The following is a 22868-nucleotide window of genomic DNA, read 5'->3' on the forward strand; positions in this document are numbered from 1 at the left end:
CATGAGAACGGAATTCATCCCTCCTTCGGTCGCAAGAGCGGCTTTCCGGTTGCCGACGCTTTCCCGGCTGCCGCCGCTGACGGCCCTGCGCGCATTTGTCGTGGCCGCGCGTCACGCCAGCTTCTCGCGGGCGGCGGAAGAACTGCATGTCTCGACTGCCGCAATCGGCCAGCAGGTGCGCATTCTGGAAACCCATCTCGGGCAAACACTCTTCAGCCGCCAGCGCGGCGAGCTGGTGCTGACCGAGGCCGGCAGCACGCTTTACCCCGGCCTTGCGGACGCTTTCGAGACGATGATCGGCAGTCTTTCCGATCTCATGGCCTCCGGCGGCCGGCGGCAGGTGAGGGTTCTGGCGGAAGGCTGTTTTGCGGCCCGATGGCTGGCACCACGGTTGGGAACCATCGTTCCAGCCCTTGGAGACGTAGATATCTCGATTGAATCTCTCGAGGGCGACGCCATCGACCTCACGCATTTCGATGCCGATTGCGCGATCGTCGCCACCCACGGACAAATCCCCGGTTTCATTCACGAACCGCTTTTTGCCGACACCGTCAGTGCCGTCTGCACCCCGGATTTTGCCACCCGCTACCAGCTTGGTGGTGAACCCGAGCGGCTTCGGGATATCTCTTTTGCGATGTTGCGCGGCAACGGCACCGATGCTGCCTTCGAATGGGCAAACTGGCTGCGCGCCTGCCGCATTCCGCTTCGGCTTTCCGCAGCAGGACCGCGCTTTTCGCGTCAGACCGCGCTGATAGAGGCACTCTTGTCCAGCCACGGCATCGGCCTTGCGCGCCACTCGCTCATTTCCGAAGAGCTTCGAACCGGCCGTCTGATCGCACCTTTCGGTGTGCCTCAGCCGACCGCCAGCCGGTATCATCTTCTGACCAGTCCTGACAGGCGGCGGCTGCCGGAAATCGCATCTCTACTCGCCTTGTTGCGCGAGGATACACGCTCTCTCGAAGCCGCCGCCTGAACACGCCCGTCCCACATCAGGCGCGTTCCCTTTGCAACTCCCTGGTCGTATGGATGTTTTCCGGCCGGGGCAGGCCGTAATGATCACGCAGCGTGTCGCCCTCGTAGTCCTCGCGGAACAGCCCGCGCTGTTTGAGGATCGGCACGACCTCGTCCACGAAAATATCGAACCCGCCATTCAGCCATGGCGGCATGATGTTGAAGCCGTCGGCAGCACCTTCACGGAACCAGGTCTCTATCCAGTCTGCCACCTGTTCCGGGGTTCCCGAAATCACCTTGTGGCCGCGCCCGCCGGCAAGCCGGTGCAGCAATTGCCGGATCGTCGGATTTTCCCGGTCGATGACATCGAGAACCAGCTGATGCCGGCTGCTGTCCGCCTGCGCACGCGTCGCTTCCACCGCCTCCTTCGGCAACGGCTGATCGAGATCGGCCGATGAGAGATCAATGCCTGTAATGCGCTGCAACTGCCCAAGCGAAAAGGCCGGCTGGATGAGATCGTTGAAACTCGCCTCGAGCTTTCGCGCCTCCTCTTCGGTGGAGGCGATGAAGGGGCTGATCCCCGGCAGGATTTTCACATGGGCGGGATTGCGCCCCGTGGCCGCCACGCGCCTCTTTATGTCGGAATAAAAAGACCGCGCACTCTCCAGAGTTTGATGCGCGGTAAAGATTGCCTCGGCATAACGGGCAGCAAAGCCACGACCGTCCTCCGAAGAGCCGGCCTGCACATAGACCGGCCTGCCCTGCGGCGAGCGTGGCAGGTTGAGCGCGCCCCGCACCCGGTAGAACTCGCCCTCGTGATTGGCAGGATGGATGCGGTCGGTATCGGCGAAAAGACCGCTCTCCTTGTCGGCGACGATGGCATCGTCTTCCCAGCTGTCCCAGAGCTTCGTCACCACATCGACGAACTCAGTCGCCTGCCGGTAACGGTCGGCATGCGGCGGATGCTGCTGGAGATTGAAGTTTCCGGCCGCCGCATCGGCCGAGGTCGTCACGATGTTCCAGCCGACCCGGCCGCCGCTGATATGATCGACCGAGGCGAACAGCCGCGCTAGATTGTAAGGCTCGTAATAGGTGGTGGAGGCCGTCGCAATGAAGCCGATCTTTTCGGTGACGGCCGCCAAGGCCGCCAGCATGGTGATCGGTTCCAGCCGGTGCCGGGCGGCATAGCGGATATTGGCGTCCAGCACCGGCGCATCGGCAAAGAAAATGGCATCCAGCTTTGCCGCCTCGGCCTTGCGGGCGATATCCTGGTAGAGCCTTATATCCGTGACGCGCAGTGGCTCCGACTCGGGGTGGCGCCAGGCTGCTTCATGGTGCCCACCCGGATAGATGAACGCATTGAGGACCAGCTTCTCGGATTTTCTGCTCATGGCGATGAACCCTTTTCAACTTTGACGCGGCTTTAAACGAGAGGTGAGGATGCGCTTACGCCTCCTTCGTCACCCACGCTTTGGCGAGATTGCCGCTGAGCCCCTCCGCCCCTGTCGCGTAATCCTTGATGCGGACGCTGCCGACGACCGGCTGGATTGGCGAAACGAGATTGATGACGGGAAGATCCTTGGCGACGACGGCCTGAAACTCCTTGAAGAAGGCTGCGCGCTTTTCGATATCCGGCTCCACCGCGGCCGCTTCCAGCAGCCGGTCCACTTCCGGATTGGCGTAGTGGCTGGCGTTTGAGAACGGCAGGCCGATCTTGAAGTTCTTGCTCCAGTAGACACGCTGCACGCCGGCCGTCGGATCGAAGGTATTGGAGAGGGATTCGACTGAAAGGTCCCAGGCGCGATCGGTATAAACGACCTTCACATAGGTGCCGAAATCGAATTTCTGGATATCCGCCTCGATGCCGATCTTGGAAAGCGCCTGCGCTATGAAATCCGAATAGGTCTGCGGGTTGAACGGGTTGGTGGTGACCCTGAGCTTGAAGCGCTTGCCGCCATCCTTGCGCGGAAAGCCCGCCTCATCCAGCAGCTTTTCCGCCAGCGCGACGTCGAATTTGGCAAAACCGATATCCGGATTGTGGAACTTCGCAAGGCCGGGGCTGATCGGCGTGGGCGATGGCACGGCGTAACCGTAAAGCACGGTATCGATCAGCGCCGGAACGTCGATCGCGTGGGCAATAGCCTGCCTCACCTTCAATTCCTTGAGATATTCGTTCTCAAGGTTGATGACGAGCTGGTTCTGCTGGCCGGCATAGGCGTAGATGCGGTCATCCACCTTCAGCGTCGGGATGGATTTCAGTCGTTCCAGATCGGCAAGCGCCACCGGGTTCGGGCCAATGTCGCCCTCTCCGGTTTCCAGCGCCGCCGCGCGAGCGCCCGCATCATTGATGAGGCGAATGACGACGCGGTCGAGATAAGGACCTGACGCGTCCCAGTAGTCGGCATTCTTTTCCAGAAGAATATGGCTGCCCGGCACCCATTCCTTCAGGACGAAGGGGCCGCTGCCGATGATCTGGGCGGGTTTTGGATTGTCAGTCGGCTTGAAGGTCTCGAAGATGTGCTTTGGCACAACAGGCGATTCCGACGAGGCGAGCGCGGTTATCAATCCCGGCGCCGGCTTGGAAAGCTTCACCTTCGCGACCAGCGGATCGGAAGTATCGACGCTTTCAACATGCGAGAAAGTCGCCCGGCCGCGCGGATGGGCTTCCTTCAGCCGCAGGATCGAGAACTCCACATCCGCCGATGTCACCGGCTTGCCGTCATGGAACTTCGCATTCGGCTGCAGATGAAAGACATATTCCAGCCCGTCGGCGGAAACGCTCCATTCTTTGGCAAGGCTCGGCTTGGGCGAAAGTTCGTAATCGTACGTCAAAAGCCCGTCGTAAATCTTCGAGCCAATGAACTGCGGACCGCCCGCACTGGTATTGATTGCCACGAGCTGCGTCGGCTCGGGAAAATAGACGATCTTGAGCGTGCCGCCCGAAACCGGCTCTTCAGCAGCAGCGAAAGAACCACCTGGAAGCGCCACGAAAGCGCCGGCGGCGAGTGCAATTTTATGAAACTGGCGTCTGGAAAAGGTCATGTCTATCTCCGATAAAAATCCGATGTGCGGGGTGCGGCATCTCAGTGCAGTTGCGGAAACCCGTGACGCTCGGCGAGGATTTGCAAAATGCGTTTCGTGTCCTGAATGAAGTGCGTGTCGCCTTTGGTCGTCGCATCGGCTGGTGCATCGCCGGTAAAGACGAACAGCGGCAACGACTGGTTTTCCTCACCCACGACGGCGATGACCGCTTCGCGCGGACGCTGAAAACCGACCCGGTGGATATCGATCCCGGCGGCAAGGTCCGGAAAGGCGGCAAGCAGGCCTTCGATCTGGTTACAATGCGGGCAGACGAACCGGACACCGGGGTGCTTGGGGTCTTCAAAACCGGGGGCGATCAAAAAAAGCGTATCCTTGGCCATGGCATCCATCGTGTGCGGGTGAGATTTCATGGACACAGTGCAGGCAGAGAAATCAGAGGTCCAGAAAGCTATTCTTCCCGCAAAACGAAGAATTCCTTCGCCCTAAATTATTGAAGAAATTGATTTTTTTAGAGTTCCGATAATTGGCATCACCGTTCCTGCCGGCCTGTTCCAAAGGCAACGTTTTTCCCGAAAACGCCGTTATCCCGCGATAGTGAAAAAAGGCCGGAGGGCCGTTTTCAGCAATAAAAAACCCGGCAAAATTGCCGGGTTTTTTATTGCCATATGCAAAACGCTCACTCGTTCTTCCAGGCCGTCGACAGATCGCCATAGGCAATGTCGATGGTGGTGACGAGAGACTGCAGGCTGGTGTTGCGCAGAATGACGGTCGGCAGGGCGACGATAGAGAAATTCGGCAATTCGTCACCGGTGATTTTCTGGATATCGTGGAACTGCCCCGCCCGTTTCGTTTCATCCACTTCAATCGCAGCGGCGCGGAAAAGATCATCCACCCTGGGATTGTTGTAGTGGGCGGCATTGACGTATGGCGCGGGTTTCTTGATGCCATCGGACCAGTAGAGCCGCTGCACGCCCGCTGTCGGATCAAACAACCGGCTGATGCCGTTCACCGTCAGGTCAAAACCGCGCTCCGTATAGACGCGCTTGATGAAGGTCGCGAGATCGCCTTCGACGATATCCACCTTCACGCCGAGCTTGCCGAAGGACGAGCGTAGATATTCGGAGGTTTTGCGGAAAACGTCGGAGGGCAGGAAGGCCAGCCGCAGCGAAAAACGCGTGCCATCCGCACCCCTCGGATACCCCGCCTTGTCCAGCAGCTCATTCGCTTTGGCCAGATCGAAGGGATAGGTAAAGGGCTTCTCGTCATTATAGGCGGTGAATACCGCTGGAATGTTCGAACCGGCGGGTTTCGCCGTGCCGAAAAAGATCGCGTCGTTGATGAAATTGCGGTCGATGGCATGTGCCAGCGCGTGCCGCACCTCCTTTTTCGCGAGGATCGGGTTCTCCAGATTGAACTCGAATATGGCGGCGTTATTGAGATAGGAGTCGGTATAGACCTCCACCGAAAGCTTGGGATTCTGCCGCAAACGCTCCAGATCGCTGTAGGAGACATCGGCGGTATAATCCGCCTCGCCCGTTTCCACCGAGATGGTGGTGGAGGCCGCGTCAGCGACGAACCTCGCCACGAAGCCATCTAGATAGGGAAGATCGGCCTGCCAGTAGTTCGGGTTCTTCCTGAGCTTCACATAGCTGCCGCGTTTCCATTCCTCAAACACAAAGGGGCCAGTGCCAACGGGCGCGTTGCCGTTCGGACTCTCATTGTAGTTTTCCGAAGCATAGGCATGGGCCGGCAAAATGGGCGTTTCGCCACCAGTCAGCGCCCTCAGAAGATAAGGCGCAGGTTTGGAAAGCACCACTACCGCCGTCAGCGGATCGGGCGTTTCGATATCAGCAACATTGGCGAAAGTGATACGGCCGCGTGGGCCCACCTTCTTGAAGGCAAGCAGGGAAAATTTCACATCCTGTGCGGTGAAATCCTTGCCATCATGCCATTTGACGCCCTTGCGCAGCTTGAAGGTGTAGCGCAGCCCGTCGGTGGAGGTTTCCCAGCTTTCGGCGAGAACCGGATGCGGCTTGAACTCGCTGTCGAAGCGTACCAACCCTTCCAGGATCTTGCTGGAAATCGCGCGCGTTCGCGTATTGGAATCGGAAAGCGGCACAAGCGTCGTCGGCTCACCGAGACCCGCAAGGGTGACAATACCACCCTTTTTCGGCGTTTCTGCCGCCAGCACCGGCACGGATGGCAGCAGCATGGCCGCACCTAGCGCAGCACTCAAAAGCAATGTCTTACGTCTTGTAATATCCATGGATGTTTCCTCTTGCAGGCTTGTTTTCAAATTTTCAGGCAGGCTTCAGCCGGGTTTCGACCAGCCGGGCAAACAAGGTGGCGCCGACCGGCAGGATGGCATCGTCGACAATGAAACCGGGATTATGGGCTGGCACGGTGCCGGAATGACCGAGGGTGAAAAACGCACCGGACGCATGTTTCAGGAGGTCGGCGAAATCCTCGCTGCCCATGAAGCGGCTGGGCTCGGTGGAAACGCGCTCGTCTCCGAGAACTTCGCGCGCCACCCCGGCCACAATCTCCACCGATGCGTCATCATTGGTCAGAACCGAGAATATGTCGCGAATATCCACCTCGGCGGTGAGCCCGTAAGCGGCGGCAATGTGATCGGAAATCGTGCGGATTCGGCCCCTTATGGTCTCGCGCACGCTGTCGGAGAAGGCCCGCACCGTGCCTGCAATCGAGGCCGTTTCGGGGATGACGTTATAGGCAGATCCCGCCTCGATGCGGGTGATCGACAAGACGGCCGGATCGGTCGGCGGCACATTGCGGCTGACGATGGTCTGCAATGCCTGGATGAGTTCACCCGTCGCCGGCACCGGATCACGCGAGACATCCGGGTGAGCCGCATGCGCGCCCCTGCCCTTCAGCCGGATATCGAAGAAATCGGCGCCTGCCAGAATGGTGCCGGGCGAGACCTTCAGATGGTTGGGTGCTGCATGGGAGGAATTGTGCAACCCGTAAATTTCATCGACGGGGAAATCCTTGAACAACCCATCGGCGATCATGGCGCGTGCGCCACCCAGTCCTTCCTCGGCGGGCTGGAAAATGAAAATCACCGTGCCGGCAAAATCACGGGTTTCCGCCAGATAACGGGCGGTGCCAAGCAATATGGTGGTGTGCACATCATGCCCGCAGCCGTGGAACTTACCGGGATAGACCGATGCATAAGGCAGCCCTGTTTCTTCCGGCATCGGCAGGGCATCCATATCCGCCCTCAACCCGATTGAACGGTTGCCAGCATGACGGCCACGCAGCACGCCGACCACGCCGGTCTTGCCATAACCGCGATGCACCTCGATGCCCCAGGAGGTGAGCTTCTCGGCGACGATGCCGGAGGTGCGCACCTCTTCGAAACCGATTTCCGGATGCTGGTGCAGATCGTGGCGGATGGAGACGAGTTCGGGAACATAGGTCCCGATCCGGTCTATGACTTTCGGCGCGGGCGTTTTGACGGGATCGACGGCAATATTCACGGTATCTCCTCAGGGCAAAAAAGATCGTTCTCGCAATCTCTGTGATTGCGAAGTGCTAAGCTTCAGAACTGGAAATCTGAGGCGGGAGAGGCGTCAGAGCCTCAGGCCAGCCTCCTTCATCAAGGGCAGAATGCGCTCAGCGAAATATTCGAGATCTTCGCGGAAATCGTAGAAATTCAGCTGCACGCCATCGATGCCAGCCTTTTTCAAGCCGACAAGCTGCTCGACCACCTGCTCCGGCGAGCCGATGATTTCGATATTGCCGCCGAGATTGCGCCCCTGCTTTTGGCGTGCATCGCCGCGACCCCGCCAGGCATGGGCGTCGCTGTCGTAATTGTTGGTCGCAAAGGCACGGGTGCCGGGCTGCGGTTTTCCCGCCTCGATGGCGTCGGCATAGGCGATCGCTTGCCTCTCCGTATCGCGGCTGACGATGATCGGATTGATGAGCGTCTTCACATGACGGCCATAGGCCCTGGCGCGGTTCTTGATGGTGGCGATATGATCGGGAAGCGTTTCCAGCGCGCTATCGATATGCGCGCCGCCGGGCGAGGTAACGAAAACCAGATCGGAATGGCGGGCGGCGAAATCGATACCGGCCGGCGAGCCGGTCGCCGTCACCAGCGGCGGGCGGCCAAAGGCGGGCTTTGGCGTTATCCAGCCGTTGTTGATGGCCCAGGGGTTAAGCTTGCCCTCGTAGGAGAAGTTTTCGGTTTCTCCCCACAGGCGATGCAGCACATCGAACAACTCGCCCGCCATGTCGTAGCGCTTGTCATGGTCGATCCGCTGCCAGCCGAACATTTCATGCTCGATGGCGCGGTGGCCGGTGACGATGTTGATGCCCCATCGTCCCCTGGCGATATGATCCAGCGTTGCGCCATATTTCGCGATATGAAGCGGATGCAGGGGACCGTAAAGCACATGGATGGTGGAGATTAGAAGAATACTCTTCGTGACCGCCGCCATGGCGCCGAGTGCGATGAAACTGTCGAGCGAGGATTCTCCGTCATAACCGCCCTTGGGCAGCCATTGCGTGCGGCTGAACGCGATTTCGAAACCAAGCTCCTCCGCGCGCTTCACCAGCTCCGCATTGTAGTCGAAGGTCCAGCTATTGCTGGTTGGCAGGCTGGAGAAGTTGATGTCCTGCAGATTGAGGAACAGCCCCAGCATCAGTGGCTGCTTCACCGCGCGGCTGAGCGGGCTGTCTTCGAAATCAGTGGGGCTTTTCAGTTCGGGACCTTCAGGCAGTGAAACAGTCAGCGCCATGTCTTTTCTCCCTCGGAATGATTACTCTGCGGGGTGGTCGCTGCCAGCCGGGCGCGCAAATAGGCCTCCACGCTGCGGGGCTGCCGACCGGTAATCCGCTCGATGTTGTCGTTGACGGGGGCGGCGAGGCCCTCGCGGATGAGTTGGCCAAATTCACCAATCGCCGTCTGTTCGAACGCTCCGATATGCGGCGGAAAAACGGAAGCGGAATGATGCGATATCCCCACGGGGCGATGCAGGATACGGGCCGCGATGCGGGCGATTTCCAGTGCCGTCAAGGCTTCACCGCCGGTTAGCACCAAGGCGCCGGAAACAGACGTGCTCGCAGTCAAGGCGTGAACCGCCACATCGGCTATATCGTCGGCATCAATGAAGGAAACGGCCGCATCGCCGAAACGGGCGGGCACATCCTCCCCCTGGCGTAGTGCTGCGACGACGGGTTCCAGCGCCACCTGCATCCAGGCATTCGGCCGCAGCACCGTATGCGCAATGCCGCTCCCGGCCAGATGTTTTTCGACCTCGGCATGGGCGGCACCCGAGATGGAGCGTGCGGCATTGGCGATGGTCCAGTCGGAGCCGGATATTTTCACGATCCGCGATACGCTGGCGGAGAGAGCGGCATCGATGACCGCTTTCTGGTCCGCCGCCAGCGTTTCACCGATTGGGGAAAGCAGGAACACCGTGTCTGTTGCGCGTGAGGCCTCTTTCAGGCTGGCGGGATCGGAGAAATTACCCTCCGAAATATCCACCCTGTCGCCCCAAAGCTTGAGCGCGTCCTCACCCCGCCGGGTCAGCACCCTAACCTTCGCCTCTTTCTGCAAAAGGCGGCTGACGACGCGTTGGCCGAGCTTGCCGGTTGCACCCGTTACAAGAATGGTTGCTGTCATGACGCCCTCACTTCGCCGCAGCCTGTTGCAGTAAAGAAAGGGCGCGCGGATCGGCCCAGTCGTTCACATCGAAATCGTCAGGGATGAATTTCCATTCCAGCAGGAAATCCTTGAAGTGGCTGAGCGCATCCAGCTCCGCCGGATCGAGATCGAGCCTCAGGCTTCGGTACACATCCGCCCCGTTGGCGACGATAACCGCTTCCTCGCTGACGCCGATCTCGCGGGCGATGAAACGCACCGCTTCCGCCGGATTGTCATTCGCCCAGCCGGCAACCCGCTGTACCGTGGCCACGAGGTCGGCGACGAGATCGGGCCTTTCATCGGCAAAGGTGGCATCCACGGTCAAAGGACGTGGCGTGCCGTTATTGATGCGGATTTTCGGATCGGGGTGAAACCCGGTCGACACGACGACGTGCGCGCCAATGAGATTGGCGACGGTGACGCCCTCCGCTCCTTTGACAAAAAACGCATCGATCTTTCCGCGATGCAGTGCCGCGATCTCCTCCCCATAGGGCAGCCGTCGGTGCAGGCCATGGAACCTGTCGTCAGGCGGTCCGAGCAGCACCGGCTCGGTTGCGGTGAGATCGACCAGCTCGACCTCCGCCACGGAAAGGCCGGAAACGGTCAGTGCCGACACGATGCCCTTGAGCGATGTGGCGCGCTGGAAGTCGATGGTTTCGTTCGGTCGTTTCGGCAGCCCGATGCGCCGGCCCTTCAGCTCGCCGCCCTTTGTTATACCACTGGCTGGCAGCGCTATGACCGCCTGAAACTCGTCGGTCCTGGTCAACCCCACCAGACGCGTCTGGCGTCCGCCGGATTTTGCCCAGATAGGCGGAATATTGCCGCCCTGACGGAAGGACCAGTCCAGACGGTGATCGAAATGGCTCTGGCGAATGGCCGGATCCGCCGCATCGCGAATGGAGGACACAGTAATACCGTGGCCGGCGAAACTCTCCTCGATCCAGCCAAGCTGCACCGCGATGGAAAGCGGCGTCGGCGCCGGGCAGCGCGTGTACCAGACGGTTTCAGGGTGGGTTATCTGGCGAAGGGCCGCATCAGCCATGGCGTTCGTCCTCTCAATTGCGATCTCTACGACACGCTACACGCCATAAAATATTTTCTATAGATAAAGTGTACTATTTGAGAGGCCATTGAGGAAATTCGTTTCCATATCAGCATGGCTTCGTGCTTCCGGTAAAATATCCTTTCGGAAACGGCGTCATTCGCGAGCGATACTTCGGCTGAGAGCGGCACGCGATGTGAGCCTCTCCTTGGGAGCGTCGGCCATGGCTCGGAAGTTTTTCTTCTCCTGACAGCAAGGATTTTTAACTCGCGACCGGAACACCGGCTGTTACGCTTCCCCGCAATTGCGCCGGACCCGCAAGCCGGCAATCCAACAGACCTGAAAGAAAAAGTGGCAGCATGAGCACGAACAAACGCCGGCTCAATCTCAATGTCGGCATCAATACCACCGGATACCTCGCCAATGCCTGGAAATACAGAAGCGGAGACCGGCACGATATCAACGATATCGGCTATTACCGGCGACTGACGGAACTGGCTCACAAAGGCCGGTTCGACGCCGTTTTCCTTTCGGATCACCCGGCATTGCTGACCGACCCGACAAGCCGGCCATTTCACACCATCGATCCGCTCATCCTTTCCACATCGCTTGCCGCACAGGTGCCGGACATCGGGTTCGTGGCGACCGTGTCCTCCACCTATAACTCGCCCTATAATTTTGCGAGACGAACGCAATCCATCGATATCGTCACGGGCGGTCGGCTGATCGTGAACATCGTCTCCTCCTTCAATCCGAACGTCGCCGCCAATTTCGGCAACGACCCGCTGCCGCCGCGCAATGAGCGATATGCCAAGGCCACGGAATTTCTCGATGTCGCGAAAAAGCTCTGGTCGAGCTGGGATCCGCGCCGCGAAGGCGAGATATCGGAAGACCGCTTCTGGGATGCGGCGACGGCCGAGACCATCGATCACGAGGGGCAATATTTTCATGTCAAAGGCCCGCTCAACGTCCCTCGTGGACCGCAGGGGCACCCCGTCATCGCCCAGGCGGGCGCTTCCGAGGGCGGCATCGATCTGGCGGCACGTCATGGCGAGATTATCTATTGCAACATATTGTCCCGTCCCGCCGGCCAGGCCTTTGGCAAAAAGGTCCGTGACCGCGCAGTGTCTTTCGGCCGCGATCCCTCCGGCATCCGCATCGTTCCCGGCCTCGTCGTCATTCTCGGCGAGACGCGCGAGGAAGCGCTGCGCAAACACGAACTCTACAGCGGAACCGGCTCGGAAGACGGTCTTCTGGCACGCTTCGCCAAGGAAAACGGTATCGATCCCCGCGATTTCGATCCCGATGCGAAACTGGATGGCGAGCGCTTCATTCCCGACCAGAACCGGCAATGGGCTGTCGGCATGGGGCTTGGCCTTTCCGAACTGCTGACCCATGAAAAGCTCACCGCCCGCGAGGCCGTGCGGCGCTCGGAGGGGCATCACCGGCTGCTGCTCGGCACAGCGGAAGAGGTGGCGGACGGCATCATCGATCTCTGGCAGGACGGAACGGTTGACGGCTACACATTGCAGCCGCCCCGTGCCCCTGACGATATCGCCGAATTCGTCGAACAAGTCGTGCCGGTGCTGCAAGACCGCGGCGTTTATCCGCGCGAATACGAAGGCACGACCATACGCGAGAGATACGACCTGCCTCAACCAAACTGACGCTGTTCGCCTCGTTCGCCATTCCCACGCTCGGCGCAGGAATGGCGACGTTGTGAACGCACTATTGAGCTGTTGCCACTTTCAAAACCGGCCTTTCGCCGGAAAGCTGCGGCAGCACAGATGCGAAATCCGTCACGATCTGGCGATAATCTTCCGGCTGGAATTCATAGGGCAGTTCCAGACGGAATTCCGAGACAAACGGCAGAACGGGGTCGCGCGACAGCTTCTCCAGAATTTCATCCGTCGTCCCGACAATATCAGGCAGAAAAAGCGTGCGGCGCGCACCATGCGGCGTATGCGTGCGCTTGTCGCGCTCGGCCGCAAACTCCGCATAACGGCGGCGTGTCGAAGGGCTGGCACTGTCCGTCGGTAAAATCACGCGGCCAAGGGCGACGCGCGGCTGGCGCTCATGCGCCCATTCCTGCCGGAACCGGGCAACGAGGGCCGCCTGCGCCGTCAGAAAATCATCGGTATTTTCACCGCTGACGATATTGCCGGTCAGCAGATTGAATCCCGCCTTCCCCGCCCAGCGAGCGGAATTCTGCGATCCGCCGCCATACCACAGCCGGTCGGTCAACCCCTTGGCGAAGGGCCGAAGGCGCGGCACCTGCGCGCCCGCTGCATTGCCCGCCTCCGTTTCGCTGGACAGCGGTTCTGATCTCAAGGCCCTGGCGAGCTTCTCGGCGCGGGCATGGCTGTAATCCGCATCGGGCGCCGTATCGACATAATCCGAAATCAGATGGGCGAAGGGCGGCGCGCCGACAGAGACGCCGACATTCAACCGTCCGTGTGACAGCACATCCACGGTGGCGAGATCTTCCGCCAGCCTGAAAGGGTTTTCATAACCCAGTTGAATGACGGCGGTGCCGAGGCCAATCCGCTTGGTGCGCTGCGACGCCGCCGCGAGAAAGGTGGCGGCCGAGGACACGCCGCGTTCCAGATGGCGCTGGCGGACCCAGGCGCTATCATAACCCAGCGCCTCGCCGGCTTCGAAAAGCTGCAGAGTTTCCTCCAGCCCCTGCGCAGGATCATCATCGTGATAGTTGCCGGGAACCAGAAAAGCAAAATGCGAGATATGGGAAATAGGCATGGTGTGCATCCGGGAATGTTTGTTGAGGCATGATGAAGCTCAGACAGCGCAGGTGCGGCCATCATCCTGTACCGCGCATACCCAAGCAGAATGCACGATGACCGGCATCGCTGGCGCGGCATGGTCTTTTATAGTCCCGGCGATTTTTGAAAGATCGTTGCGCGATTCAGTAGTCTACTAAAATTATAGATTAATCCTCAAGGAGCGGTCGCTTTGTCCCCTCTCCATCCTTTTAAATACGCCGACGTATCGAGCGCCGCGCGAATGCCCTTGATTTTCCTCCCCAACATGTAATACAGATTATCATACATGTTGACAAATAATGCATACATGTATGACATTGCAGCCATCACGAACGCTGCGATACCTGCATGAGGGAGGAATTATGATCATCACCGACGTCGAGGTCCGTGTTTTCCGCACGACGACCCGTCGGCACTCGGACAGTGCCGGTCACGCACATCCGGGTCCGGCGCATCAGGTGGAACAGGCCATGCTGACCATCCGCACGGAAGACGGGCAAGAAGGCCATTCCTTCACAGCGCCGGAAATCGTTCGCCCGCATGTCATCGAAAAATTCGTCAAGAAGGTGCTGATCGGCGAGGATTATCGCGACCGGGAACGCCTTTGGCAGGACCTTGCTCACTGGCAACGCGGCTCGGCGGCGCAGCTGACGGACCGCACGCTGGCGGTGGTGGACTGCGCGCTCTGGGACCTTGCCGGTCGCAGCCTCGGACAACCTGTATACAAGTTGATCGGCGGTTATCGCGACAAGGTGCTCGCCTATGGCTCGATCATGTGCGGGGACGAGCTGGAAGGCGGCCTAGCAACGCCTGAAGACTACGGCCGGTTTGCCGAAACGCTGGTGAAGCGCGGTTACAAGGGCATCAAGCTTCACACCTGGATGCCGCCCGTCAGCTGGGCGCCGGATGTGAAGATGGACCTCAAGGCCTGCGCGGCCGTGCGCGAAGCGGTCGGGCCCGATATCCGCCTGATGATCGACGCCTTTCACTGGTATTCCCGCACCGATGCGCTGGCATTGGGACGTGGCCTTGAAAAGCTCGGCTTCGACTGGATCGAAGAGCCGATGGATGAGCAGTCGCTCTCCTCCTACAAGTGGCTCGCCGACAATCTCGATATTCCCGTCGTCGGCCCGGAAAGTGCTGCTGGCAAGCACTGGCACCGCGCAGAATGGATCAAGGCCGGCGCCTGCGATATTCTTCGCACCGGCGTCAACGACGTCGGCGGCATCACGCCGGCGCTCAAGACCATGCATCTGGCCGAAGCCTTCGGCATGGAATGCGAGGTGCATGGCAATACGGCCATGAACCTGCATGTGGTCGCCGCCACCAAGAATTGCCGCTGGTACGAGCGCGGCCTCCTGCATCCCTTCCTCGAATATGATGACGGCCACGACTATCTGAAGTCTTTGTCCGACCCAATGGACCGCGATGGGTTCGTTCACGTTCCCGACCGACCGGGCCTTGGCGAGGATATCGATTTCGATTTCATCGACAACAACCGGGTGAGATAAGGCTATGAAAACCGTGCTCGCCTTTGGAGACAGCCTCACCTGGGGCGCAGACCCGGCAACGGGTCTCCGCCACCGGCCTGAGCATCGCTGGCCGGAGGTGCTGGAGGCAAAGCTTTCCGGAATGGCGAAGGTTCATGCCGAAGGACTTGGCGGACGCACCACCTGTTATGACGACCATGCCGGCCCGGCCTGCCGCAATGGCGCACGGGCGCTTGAAGTCGCGCTTTCGTGCCACATGCCGCTTGATCTCGTCATCGTCATGCTCGGCACCAACGACATCAAGCCGGTGAATGGCGGTCGCGCGGAAGCCGCCGTTTCGGGCATGCGGCGGCTGGCGCAAATCGTCGAGACCTTCATCTACAAGCCGCGAGATGCAGTGCCTAAGCTTCTGATCGTCGCGCCACCGCCCTGCGTCGCGGGCCCCGCCGGAGAACCGGCGGGCGGCCGCGATATCGGACAATCACTACGGCTTGCGCCGCTCTATCACAAACTCGCCGCCGAACTTGGGCATCACTTCTTTGATGCCGGATCGGTCGCCAGCGCCTCGCCAGTGGATGGCGTGCATCTGGAAGCGCTGGCAACGGCCGCAATCGGCCGGGCGCTCGCCGCTCCGGTCAGAGACATTCTTGGCTGATCACACGAAGCCTGTGGAGGAACAGGCGCGCGGATCGAAACGTGGAAGGCCGTATGAACCGGCCGTATGGGAGGAAAAATGAGACATTTTCTTGCAACCGCAGCCCTCGGTGCACTGCTGATCGGCGCCGTGCCGCTCAGCGTCTTTGCCGAAACGCCGAAGGACCAGCTCATCGTCGCCACGACCATGAGCAATATCCTGACCCTTGATCCAGCCGCCATTACCGGCCGCGAGACGGTGCAGGTTCTGAATAATATCTACGACACGCTGGTCGTGCTTTCGCCCAAAGACCGCAGCGTCCAGCCCCGCCTTGCCGAACGTTGGGAAATCGCCGAGGATCGGAAATCGATCCGCTTCCACCTGCGGGCCGACGCCAAGTTCGCGTCGGGCAACGCCGTGACGGCAAAGGACGTGGCTTGGAGCCTGAAACGTCTGCTCGCCCGCAATCTGGCGCAATCGTCTTTCCTCAAAACGCGCGGTTTCAAGCTGGAGGATGCCGACAAGCTTTTCGTCGCCGAAAACGACCAGACCTTCGTGCTTAATATTCCGAAGCCTGATGATCCCAACCTGCTGCTGATGATCCTTGCACAGAATGGGCCCGGCTCGATCATCGACAGCCAGACGGCGCTTGCCAACGAAAAGGACGGCGATCTCGGTGGCGCGTGGCTGACGCTCAATTCGGCGGGCTCCGGCCCGTTCAAGCTGACCCAGTGGAAATCCAACGAATATATCATTCTCACCCGCAACGACGATTACTGGGGTGAAAAAGCCAAGATGAAGCGCGTCCTGATGCGCCATCTGCCGGAATCGCAATCGCAGCGGCTGATGCTGGAAAAGGGCGATATCGATGTCGCCTATTCCCTGCAGGCGCCGGACCTGAAGTCGCTCGAAGCCGACAAGACCATCGCCATCGAATCCACACCCGGCTCCGGTTTTTATTACCTCAGCGTTTCGATGAAGGACGAGCGCTTTGCGAACAAGAAAGTGCGCGAAGCCCTGCGTTACCTGATCGACTACGACGGTCTCGACAAGGCGGTCATGCCCTATTACGGCAAGCTGCATCAGCGCTCTCTCAGCACCGGTGTGATGGGCGCGCTGCCGGATCAGGGCTACAAGCTCGATATCGCAAAAGCCAAGGCGCTTCTGGCTGAAGCCGGTTATCCAAACGGTTTCAAGACGACGTTGCGCGTGCTCTCGGAAGACCCCTTCATGAAAGCGGCAACGGCCATCCAGAACACACTGGCCCAGGCCGGCATCCAGGCCGAACTGATCAGCGGTTCCGGCGACCAGATTTACGGCGCCATGCGCGAGCGCAACTTCGAACTGCTTCTCGGCCGCGGCGGCGGCGGTCAGCAGCCGCATCCGGACAACAACCTGCGCTCCATCGCCTATAATCCGAACAATGCGGACGACGCCAAGCTCACCAACTATCAGAGCTGGCGCACGAGCTTCTTCGATGAAAAGCTGAACAAGATGATCGAGGAAGCCCTTGTCGAGCGCGACGTGGCGAAACAGACGAAGCTCTACGAGGACCTTCAGGCCTATATGGACGAAATCGTCATGTCCATTCAGCCATTTTCCGAAGTCGTCGACACCGCCGCTTTCCGCAGCGACATCAAGGGTATGATCGTCAGCCCATGGCTCTCGCGCTTTGAAGAGGTGAGCAAGGAGCGGTGATCGGCTGCCATATCTGCGATTAGGAAAAGGCGCGGCTAACCCCGCGCCTTTTTGCTGTAGTGAAGCTCCATTCACCCAAGGTGTTAGGCGCAAGCGAAGCCTCCGCACTCCGTAACGCCGGACGAGATCCGGGGTCTTGTGTGAGCAGCCCAAGCGCAGTTGGCGGCCCGCCCTCCCGCCGTAGCCATCCAAAAAAATTGCCCGGCACTGAAGGCCGGGCGAGGAAGGAGGATTTTATTATTCGTGATGCCCCGGAGGAGGACGATCACGCTTTGGGAGGTGTCATGCGCCTTCATATTCCAGCGAGGCACCGATCAGTTCGCGCGCATAGGGATGTGTCGCGCCATTGCCGGCGATTGCCTCACGCGGCAGGATTTCGGTGATTTCGCCGCGCAGCATCACGGCGAAGCGGTCGCACATGTGGTCGACCACGGCGAGATCGTGCGTCACCATGATATAGGTGAAGCCGCGCTCTTCGCGCAGGCGCTGCAACAGGTTGAGGATTTCGGCCTGCACCGAAACATCGAGCGCCGAGGTCGGCTCGTCGAGCAGAAGCAGCGACGGTTCAAGGATCAGCGCACGCGCAATCGCCACGCGCTGCCGCTGGCCGCCGGAAAGCTGATGCGGGAAGCGGTCCAGGAACGACACGGGCAGACCGACATCCGTAATTACCTTGCGCATGCGCTCTTCACGATCGCCCAGTTTATGGATGGCAAGCGATTCTCCGAGAACGGTGCGCACCGACTGGCGCGGATGCAGTGAACCATAGGGATCCTGAAACACCATCTGCAACGTGCGGCATCGCTCGATCAGCGGCATGTCGCGAACCGACTTTCCATTGATGAGGATTTCGCCGCTCCAGAAATCATTCAGCATCGACACGCAGCGCAACACTGTTGATTTGCCCGAACCGCTTTCACCGACTAGACCGAAACACTCGCCCGGCTCGACGCGAAAGGACACCGAAGGCAGCACTTTCAGCGCCGTGTGGCCGCTGCCGAAGGTGATTGAGAGATCGCGGGTTTCAACGGAAACGGCCATTATACTTTCTCCTCCAGCCATTCGGGGCGGCGATCCAGCACCGCAAGTGGCGCACGCGTGCCGCCAATCCGCGGCTGCGCCGCGAGCAGGCCGCGCGTGTAGGGGTGCTGCGCTTGATCGAGGTCGCGCGCGGCAAGCGTTTCCACCACCCGGCCGGCATACATGATGAGTACCCGGTCGCAGAAATTGCGCACGAGATTGAGGTCGTGGCTGATCATGATGAGACCGATGCCTCTATCCCGAACGAGGCCATCGAGAATATTCAGAACCTGCAGCCGCACCGTCACATCCAGCGCAGAGGTCGGCTCGTCGGCAATGACCAGATCAGGATCGGCAAGCAGCATCATCGCAATCATGACGCGCTGGCCCATGCCACCGGAAATCTCGTGCGGATATTGCTCGTAGACGCGCGCGGCGTCGCGGATTTTGACCGCATCGAGCATGGCGAGCGCCTTTTCCCGGGCTTCCGATTTCGACGCCTTGAAATGGCGCAGATAGGTCTCCGTCACCTGATCGCCGACACGGCGGATGGGATTGAGGGAGAATTTTGGATCCTGAAGGATCATCGACATGCGCCGTCCGCGAACCTTCAGCATCTCCTTCTCGCTGAGCGACAGAAGATCGAGGCCATCAAAATCAAGCTTGTCGGCCGTTATCGTCGCCGATGGCAGGAGGCGCAGCAAGGCCCGGCCGACGGTGGACTTGCCCGAGCCGCTTTCGCCGACAATGCCGAGACGCTCCCGGCCAAGGGTGAAGGAGATGCCGCGCACGGCCTCGGTGGGCGAGCCGCCATAACGGATGCGAAGATTTTCGACGTCGAGGATTGGTTTTTCCATGGCCCTATTTCCGGTTCATCTGCTTCGGATCGAGCGCATCCCGCAGGCCGTCACCCAGAAGGTTGAAGGCGAGGCTGACGGAAAGGATCGCAACGCCGGGGAAAGTGACGAGCCACCAGCTGTCGAGCATGTAACGGCGTCCGGTCGCGATCATCGCGCCCCATTCAGGCAGGGGCGGCTGCGCGCCAAGGCCGAGGAAGCCGAGGCCTGCGGCGGTCAGAATGACGGTCGCCATATTCAGCGTCAGACGGATCAGGACCGAAGGCAGGCACATGGGCATGATCGATTTTATGATGATGCGCAGCGGCGAAGCACCCTGCAGCCTTGCGGCGGCAATGTAGTCCGCCTTGCGGAATGTCATTGCTTCGGCGCGTGCGAGCCGCGCGATCGGCGGCCATGAGGTGAGCGCGATCGCGATGATCGCATTGTTGAGGCTGGGTCCGAGCGCGGCCACGAAGGCGAGCGACAGGATGAGGCTCGGGAACGACAGGAAAATATCCGTGATGCGCATCATCACCGTATCGAACTTGCCGCCGAGATAACCGGAGGCCGTGCCGACCAGCAGACCGACCGGACCGACAATGATCGACACCAGCGAGATGATGGTCAGCGTGATGCGCGCGCCCCACAGAAGGCGACTGTAAATATCGCGTCCAAGCTCGTCCGTGCCGAAGAAATGGCCGTTACCGGGCGGCTGCAGCGTCTTGGCGAGATCCTGCACGTAAGGATCATGCGTCGCAAGCCAGGGCGCGAAAATCGCCGCGATGACGAGAAGCAGCAATATCACCAGGCCGAAGGCCGATGTCGGGCTTTTCAGCAGGAAGACAATGATGTTCTTCAGCGCGTTCAAAGGCACGGGAAGACGCAAGGAAGTTTCAGCACGAGCCGTCATCAGCGGGTCCTCGGATCGAAAAAGCGGTACAGAATGTCGGACAGGAGATTGAGCCCGATGAAGATGACGCCGACGATAAGCACGCAGGTCATCACGGCATTCATGTCGCCGATGATAAGATTGCTGGTGAGATATTGGCCGAAGCCCGGCCAGGCGAAGACGGTCTCGATAAGGACAGCGCCTTCCAGCAGTGAGCCGTAAGCAAGGGCAATGATGGTGACGAGCTGCACGCGGATATTGCCGAAAGCATGCAGCCACACCGTCTGGCGTTGCGACAGGCCTTTGACGCGCGCAGTCGTCACATATTCCTGGCCCAGCTGGTCGAGCATGAAGCTGCGCGTCATGCGGGTGATATAGGCCGACGATGAATAACCAAGCAGAGCGGCGGGCAGGATGAGGTGATTGATGGCCGACCAGAAGACTTCCATATCGCCCGCCAGCAGGCTGTCGATGAGCAGGAAGCCCGTTCGTTCCTCCACGAGGCCGATATAGAACTGGTCCATGCGGCCACCGCCGCCGACAAGCCCGAGATGAGCGTAAAAAACGATCAGCGCAATCATACCGGTCCAGAAAATCGGCATGGAATGGCCGAACAGGCTGAGCACCCGGACCAAATGGTCCTGCCAGCGGTCTTTCTTGACGGCGGCATAAACCCCCATGGGAATCCCGAGGCCGGCACCGATCAGGATCGCGAAGGACGCAAGCTCCATCGTCGCCGGCATGACGCGTATGATATCCTGGATGACGGGCTGGCCCGTGCGGATCGAGGTTCCGAAATCGCCGGTGAACACATCGCCGAGATAATAGATGAATTGTTGCCAGAGCGGACGGTCGAAACCGAGCGCATGGTAAACCTGCTCATAGGTTTCGCGGGTCGCGTCCTCGCCGACGATGGCCCGCACCGGATCAGCGGGCATCAGGCGGCCGATGAAAAAGGTCAGCAGCAGCAATCCGAGCAGCGTGACCGCAATACTTCCGATCTGGCCGGACAGGCCATACAGCGAAAGGCGTCTTTTTGGCATGGTTCCTCCCTTGCCAGAAGTCGATTGCACAAAATAACAAAGGCGCAATCCTGTCTGACAACTATTCGCAAGTTGTCACAGGTGTGGAGAGCTGTCAAGCATATGCCGATAAAATTGGTCCTGCGGCAGGCTTGGAAAATGAGTGAAGCAGGCAACAACGCTGCCTTTCAAGACCGAGATTTCATCCGAAATCCAGCGGTTCTTTGCTTTGCCGGAGAAAGGAATCACACATATTGCCGCGATGACAAAAGCCTGTATTCTTCGCTTCGAACTGCCTGTGGAGATGCCGGTCCGGCACCGGCATATCTCCTGCTTCACCGGGGAGGAAGACATGGCGGAAATGACACTTCTGGCATTTGCGATAGTTGCCTTTATCGGTATTGCCACACCTGGCCCGACGGTTTTGCTGGCGCTTGCGAATGGCTCGCGTTTCGGGGTTCGCCGCGCCTTTACAGGTATGGCCGGCGCGGTGCTGTCAGATTTCGTCCTGATCGGCGCGGTTGCACTGGGATTGGGAGCATTGCTCGCCGCCTCGGAGTTCTGGTTCGGCGTCGTCAAATGGGTCGGCGTTTGTTATCTCGCCTTCCTGGGCGTCATGCTTTTGCGCTCCAGAGGCTCGCTCGATGGCGCTCTTCAATCGGCAGACACTTCCGGGGCCACTTCCGCCCGCTCGATTTTCCTCAAAAGCTTCCTTGTGGCCGTGACCAACCCCAAGGGATATCTGTTCTTTTCGGCTTTCCTGCCGCAATTCATCGATCCGGCAGCACCGCAGATCCAGCAATATGCGGTGCTTGCGCTGGTTTTTGCCGGCATCGATTTCATCGTCATGTTCGGATATGCCCTGCTGGGCTCGCAGGCCGTCAGACTGTTGCGGAAGTCAGGGGCGTTATGGCTCGACCGCATTTGCGGCGGCGCACTTTTGACGCTTGCCGCCTCTCTGGCTTTCTACCGACGGGCGAGCGCTTAACCTGCTGAGAAAGCTGAAATTTCCTAGTTATTCAGCGGCTGTACGGGAGCGCAAAAGCACCTTGTAGCGCTCAAGACTACCGCGCAGATGCGCCGCCATATATTGGCGGGCAGCATCGGCATCGCCTTCGATGATGGCGTCAACGATCTTCGCATGCTCCTCCTGGAGATGAAGATTGTAGTCCTTCGGACGGGAACCGGGCGCCGCCCCCTGTAATTCGCCACGCGGGATGATGCCGGAGCGGATGAGTTGAAGAAACTCGGGGAATCGCCTGTTCTGCGTCGCCTGTGCAATGGCCAGATGGAACTCGAAATCGGCATCCCGCGTCGGCAACCCGGCGGCGAGACAGTCGCCAACGCGCCGATGCGCATCGACAATCGACTCCACCTGCACGGCGGAACGGCGCGATGCCGCAAGCCCGGCGGACTCAACTTCGAAGACGGTGCGCAATTCCAGCAGTTCGATTACCGAGGAGATCCGCCCCACGGCGAGATCATTGAAAGGCACTTCCTTGGCCGGCTTCACCTCAATGGCAAAAACGCCCGCTCCCTTGCGGGCCTCAACGAGACCATCCGCGCGCAGAATGGCGATGGCCTCCCGTACCACGGTGCGGCTGACGGAATATTCGCGTGTCAGCGCGCTCTCACTCGGGAGACGGTCGCCGGGACGGAACACGCCTTCAGACAAATCCCGCCGCAATGCGGAGCTGATTTTCGCCGCGAGCGATATTCCCGGCTTCGTGCTGCTCTCAACGTCCATTCCGGCCCACCTGTTTTAAACTTGTCTGGCATGTTAGCAAACA

20 protein-coding genes are annotated in these 22868 nt (G+C 59.8%); 6 read left to right on the plus strand and 14 right to left on the minus strand.

Features of this window, described 5'->3' with window-relative positions; genetic code table 11:
• Nucleotide 1 precedes the first annotated feature (1 nt).
• Nucleotides 2-973 (plus strand): LysR substrate-binding domain-containing protein, encoded by a 972-nt coding sequence (locus GH784_RS09675; protein WP_065704272.1) that lies wholly within the window; start codon nt 2-4, stop codon nt 971-973.
• A 16-nt stretch (nt 974-989) separates the two neighbouring features.
• On the opposite strand, the gene GH784_RS09680 is transcribed toward GH784_RS09675, so the two are convergent.
• From GH784_RS09680 to GH784_RS09715, 8 genes are all read right to left on the minus strand, one after another.
• Complete coding sequence (locus GH784_RS09680; protein WP_003511124.1) at nt 990-2342, minus strand: LLM class flavin-dependent oxidoreductase; 1353 nt, start codon at nt 2340-2342, stop codon at nt 990-992.
• A 55-nt stretch (nt 2343-2397) separates the two neighbouring features.
• Entirely contained in the window at nt 2398-3993 is a 1596-nt protein-coding gene (locus tag GH784_RS09685) for an ABC transporter substrate-binding protein (protein ID WP_065704274.1), read from the minus strand.
• A 41-nt stretch (nt 3994-4034) separates the two neighbouring features.
• Entirely contained in the window at nt 4035-4373 is a 339-nt protein-coding gene (locus tag GH784_RS09690; protein WP_026330699.1) for a DUF3088 domain-containing protein, read from the minus strand.
• 296 nt (nt 4374-4669) lie between these two features.
• Nucleotides 4670-6259, minus strand: a complete 1590-nt coding sequence (locus tag GH784_RS09695) for an ABC transporter substrate-binding protein (protein ID WP_065704276.1) — start codon at nt 6257-6259, stop codon at nt 4670-4672.
• A 34-nt stretch (nt 6260-6293) separates the two neighbouring features.
• The gene (locus GH784_RS09700) at nt 6294-7493 is read right to left on the minus strand and encodes a M20 aminoacylase family protein (RefSeq protein WP_065704278.1); all 1200 of its coding nucleotides are present in this window, start codon (nt 7491-7493) and stop codon (nt 6294-6296) included.
• Nucleotides 7494-7586: 93 nt separating this feature from the next.
• Nucleotides 7587-8756 carry an LLM class flavin-dependent oxidoreductase gene (locus GH784_RS09705; RefSeq protein WP_065704280.1) on the minus strand — a complete coding sequence of 390 codons (1170 nt, stop codon included), beginning with the start codon at nt 8754-8756 and terminating at the stop codon, nt 7587-7589.
• On the minus strand, nt 8747-9643 hold the full coding sequence (locus GH784_RS09710) for an NmrA family NAD(P)-binding protein (protein ID WP_065704284.1): 897 nt from the start codon (nt 9641-9643) through the stop codon (nt 8747-8749). Before GH784_RS09710 ends, GH784_RS09705 begins: the two co-directional genes overlap by 10 nt.
• Nucleotides 9644-9650: 7 nt before the next feature.
• On the minus strand, nt 9651-10706 hold the full coding sequence (locus GH784_RS09715; RefSeq protein ID WP_065704287.1) for an ABC transporter substrate-binding protein: 1056 nt from the start codon (nt 10704-10706) through the stop codon (nt 9651-9653).
• 359 nt (nt 10707-11065) lie between these two features.
• Between GH784_RS09715 and GH784_RS09720 the strand changes: the two genes are divergently transcribed.
• Nucleotides 11066-12373 carry an NtaA/DmoA family FMN-dependent monooxygenase gene (locus GH784_RS09720; protein ID WP_065704290.1) on the plus strand — a complete coding sequence of 436 codons (1308 nt, stop codon included), beginning with the start codon at nt 11066-11068 and terminating at the stop codon, nt 12371-12373.
• Nucleotides 12374-12434: 61 nt separating this feature from the next.
• On the opposite strand, the gene GH784_RS09725 is transcribed toward GH784_RS09720, so the two are convergent.
• Nucleotides 12435-13463, minus strand: coding sequence for an LLM class flavin-dependent oxidoreductase (locus tag GH784_RS09725; RefSeq protein WP_065704527.1), 1029 nt, complete (start codon nt 13461-13463; stop codon nt 12435-12437).
• A 385-nt stretch (nt 13464-13848) separates the two neighbouring features.
• Between GH784_RS09725 and GH784_RS09730 the strand changes: the two genes are divergently transcribed.
• The 3 genes from GH784_RS09730 to GH784_RS09740 all read left to right on the plus strand — a co-directional run bounded on the left by GH784_RS09730 (nt 13849) and on the right by GH784_RS09740 (nt 17308).
• Entirely contained in the window at nt 13849-14997 is a 1149-nt protein-coding gene (locus GH784_RS09730) for a mandelate racemase family protein (RefSeq protein WP_003511150.1), read from the plus strand.
• Nucleotides 14998-15001: 4 nt separating this feature from the next.
• The gene (locus tag GH784_RS09735; RefSeq protein WP_065704292.1) at nt 15002-15631 is read left to right on the plus strand and encodes an SGNH/GDSL hydrolase family protein; all 630 of its coding nucleotides are present in this window, start codon (nt 15002-15004) and stop codon (nt 15629-15631) included.
• A 78-nt stretch (nt 15632-15709) separates the two neighbouring features.
• A complete protein-coding gene (locus tag GH784_RS09740; protein ID WP_025595510.1) occupies nt 15710-17308 on the plus strand; it encodes an ABC transporter substrate-binding protein in 1599 nt (532 codons plus the stop codon).
• A 282-nt stretch (nt 17309-17590) separates the two neighbouring features.
• Here GH784_RS09740 and GH784_RS09745 read toward each other — a convergent pair whose 3' ends face one another.
• Genes GH784_RS09745 through GH784_RS09760 form a run of 4 tightly spaced genes read right to left on the minus strand, consistent with a single transcriptional unit; the run spans nt 17591 to nt 21099 of the window.
• On the minus strand, nt 17591-18349 hold the full coding sequence (locus GH784_RS09745; protein WP_003511153.1) for an ABC transporter ATP-binding protein: 759 nt from the start codon (nt 18347-18349) through the stop codon (nt 17591-17593).
• Nucleotides 18349-19185 carry an ABC transporter ATP-binding protein gene (locus GH784_RS09750; RefSeq protein ID WP_013761686.1) on the minus strand — a complete coding sequence of 279 codons (837 nt, stop codon included), beginning with the start codon at nt 19183-19185 and terminating at the stop codon, nt 18349-18351. Before GH784_RS09750 ends, GH784_RS09745 begins: the two co-directional genes overlap by 1 nt.
• Before the next feature lie 4 nt (nt 19186-19189).
• A complete protein-coding gene (locus tag GH784_RS09755) occupies nt 19190-20077 on the minus strand; it encodes an ABC transporter permease (protein ID WP_003511156.1) in 888 nt (295 codons plus the stop codon).
• Nucleotides 20077-21099 (minus strand): ABC transporter permease, encoded by a 1023-nt coding sequence (locus tag GH784_RS09760; protein WP_065704295.1) that lies wholly within the window; start codon nt 21097-21099, stop codon nt 20077-20079. Before GH784_RS09760 ends, GH784_RS09755 begins: the two co-directional genes overlap by 1 nt.
• 331 nt (nt 21100-21430) lie before the next feature.
• On the opposite strand from GH784_RS09760, the gene GH784_RS09770 reads away from it, so the two are divergent.
• Nucleotides 21431-22066: a LysE family translocator gene (locus tag GH784_RS09770; protein ID WP_065704529.1), complete on the plus strand. Its 636-nt coding sequence runs from the start codon at nt 21431-21433 to the stop codon at nt 22064-22066.
• 27 nt (nt 22067-22093) lie between these two features.
• On the opposite strand, the gene GH784_RS09775 is transcribed toward GH784_RS09770, so the two are convergent.
• Complete coding sequence (locus GH784_RS09775; RefSeq protein WP_003511162.1) at nt 22094-22825, minus strand: FadR/GntR family transcriptional regulator; 732 nt, start codon at nt 22823-22825, stop codon at nt 22094-22096.
• Nucleotides 22826-22868: the final 43 nt, after the last annotated feature.

Origin of the sequence: Agrobacterium tumefaciens, assembly GCF_009649785.1 — a bacterium.
In the GTDB taxonomy this organism is placed as follows: domain Bacteria; phylum Pseudomonadota; class Alphaproteobacteria; order Rhizobiales; family Rhizobiaceae; genus Agrobacterium; species Agrobacterium tumefaciens.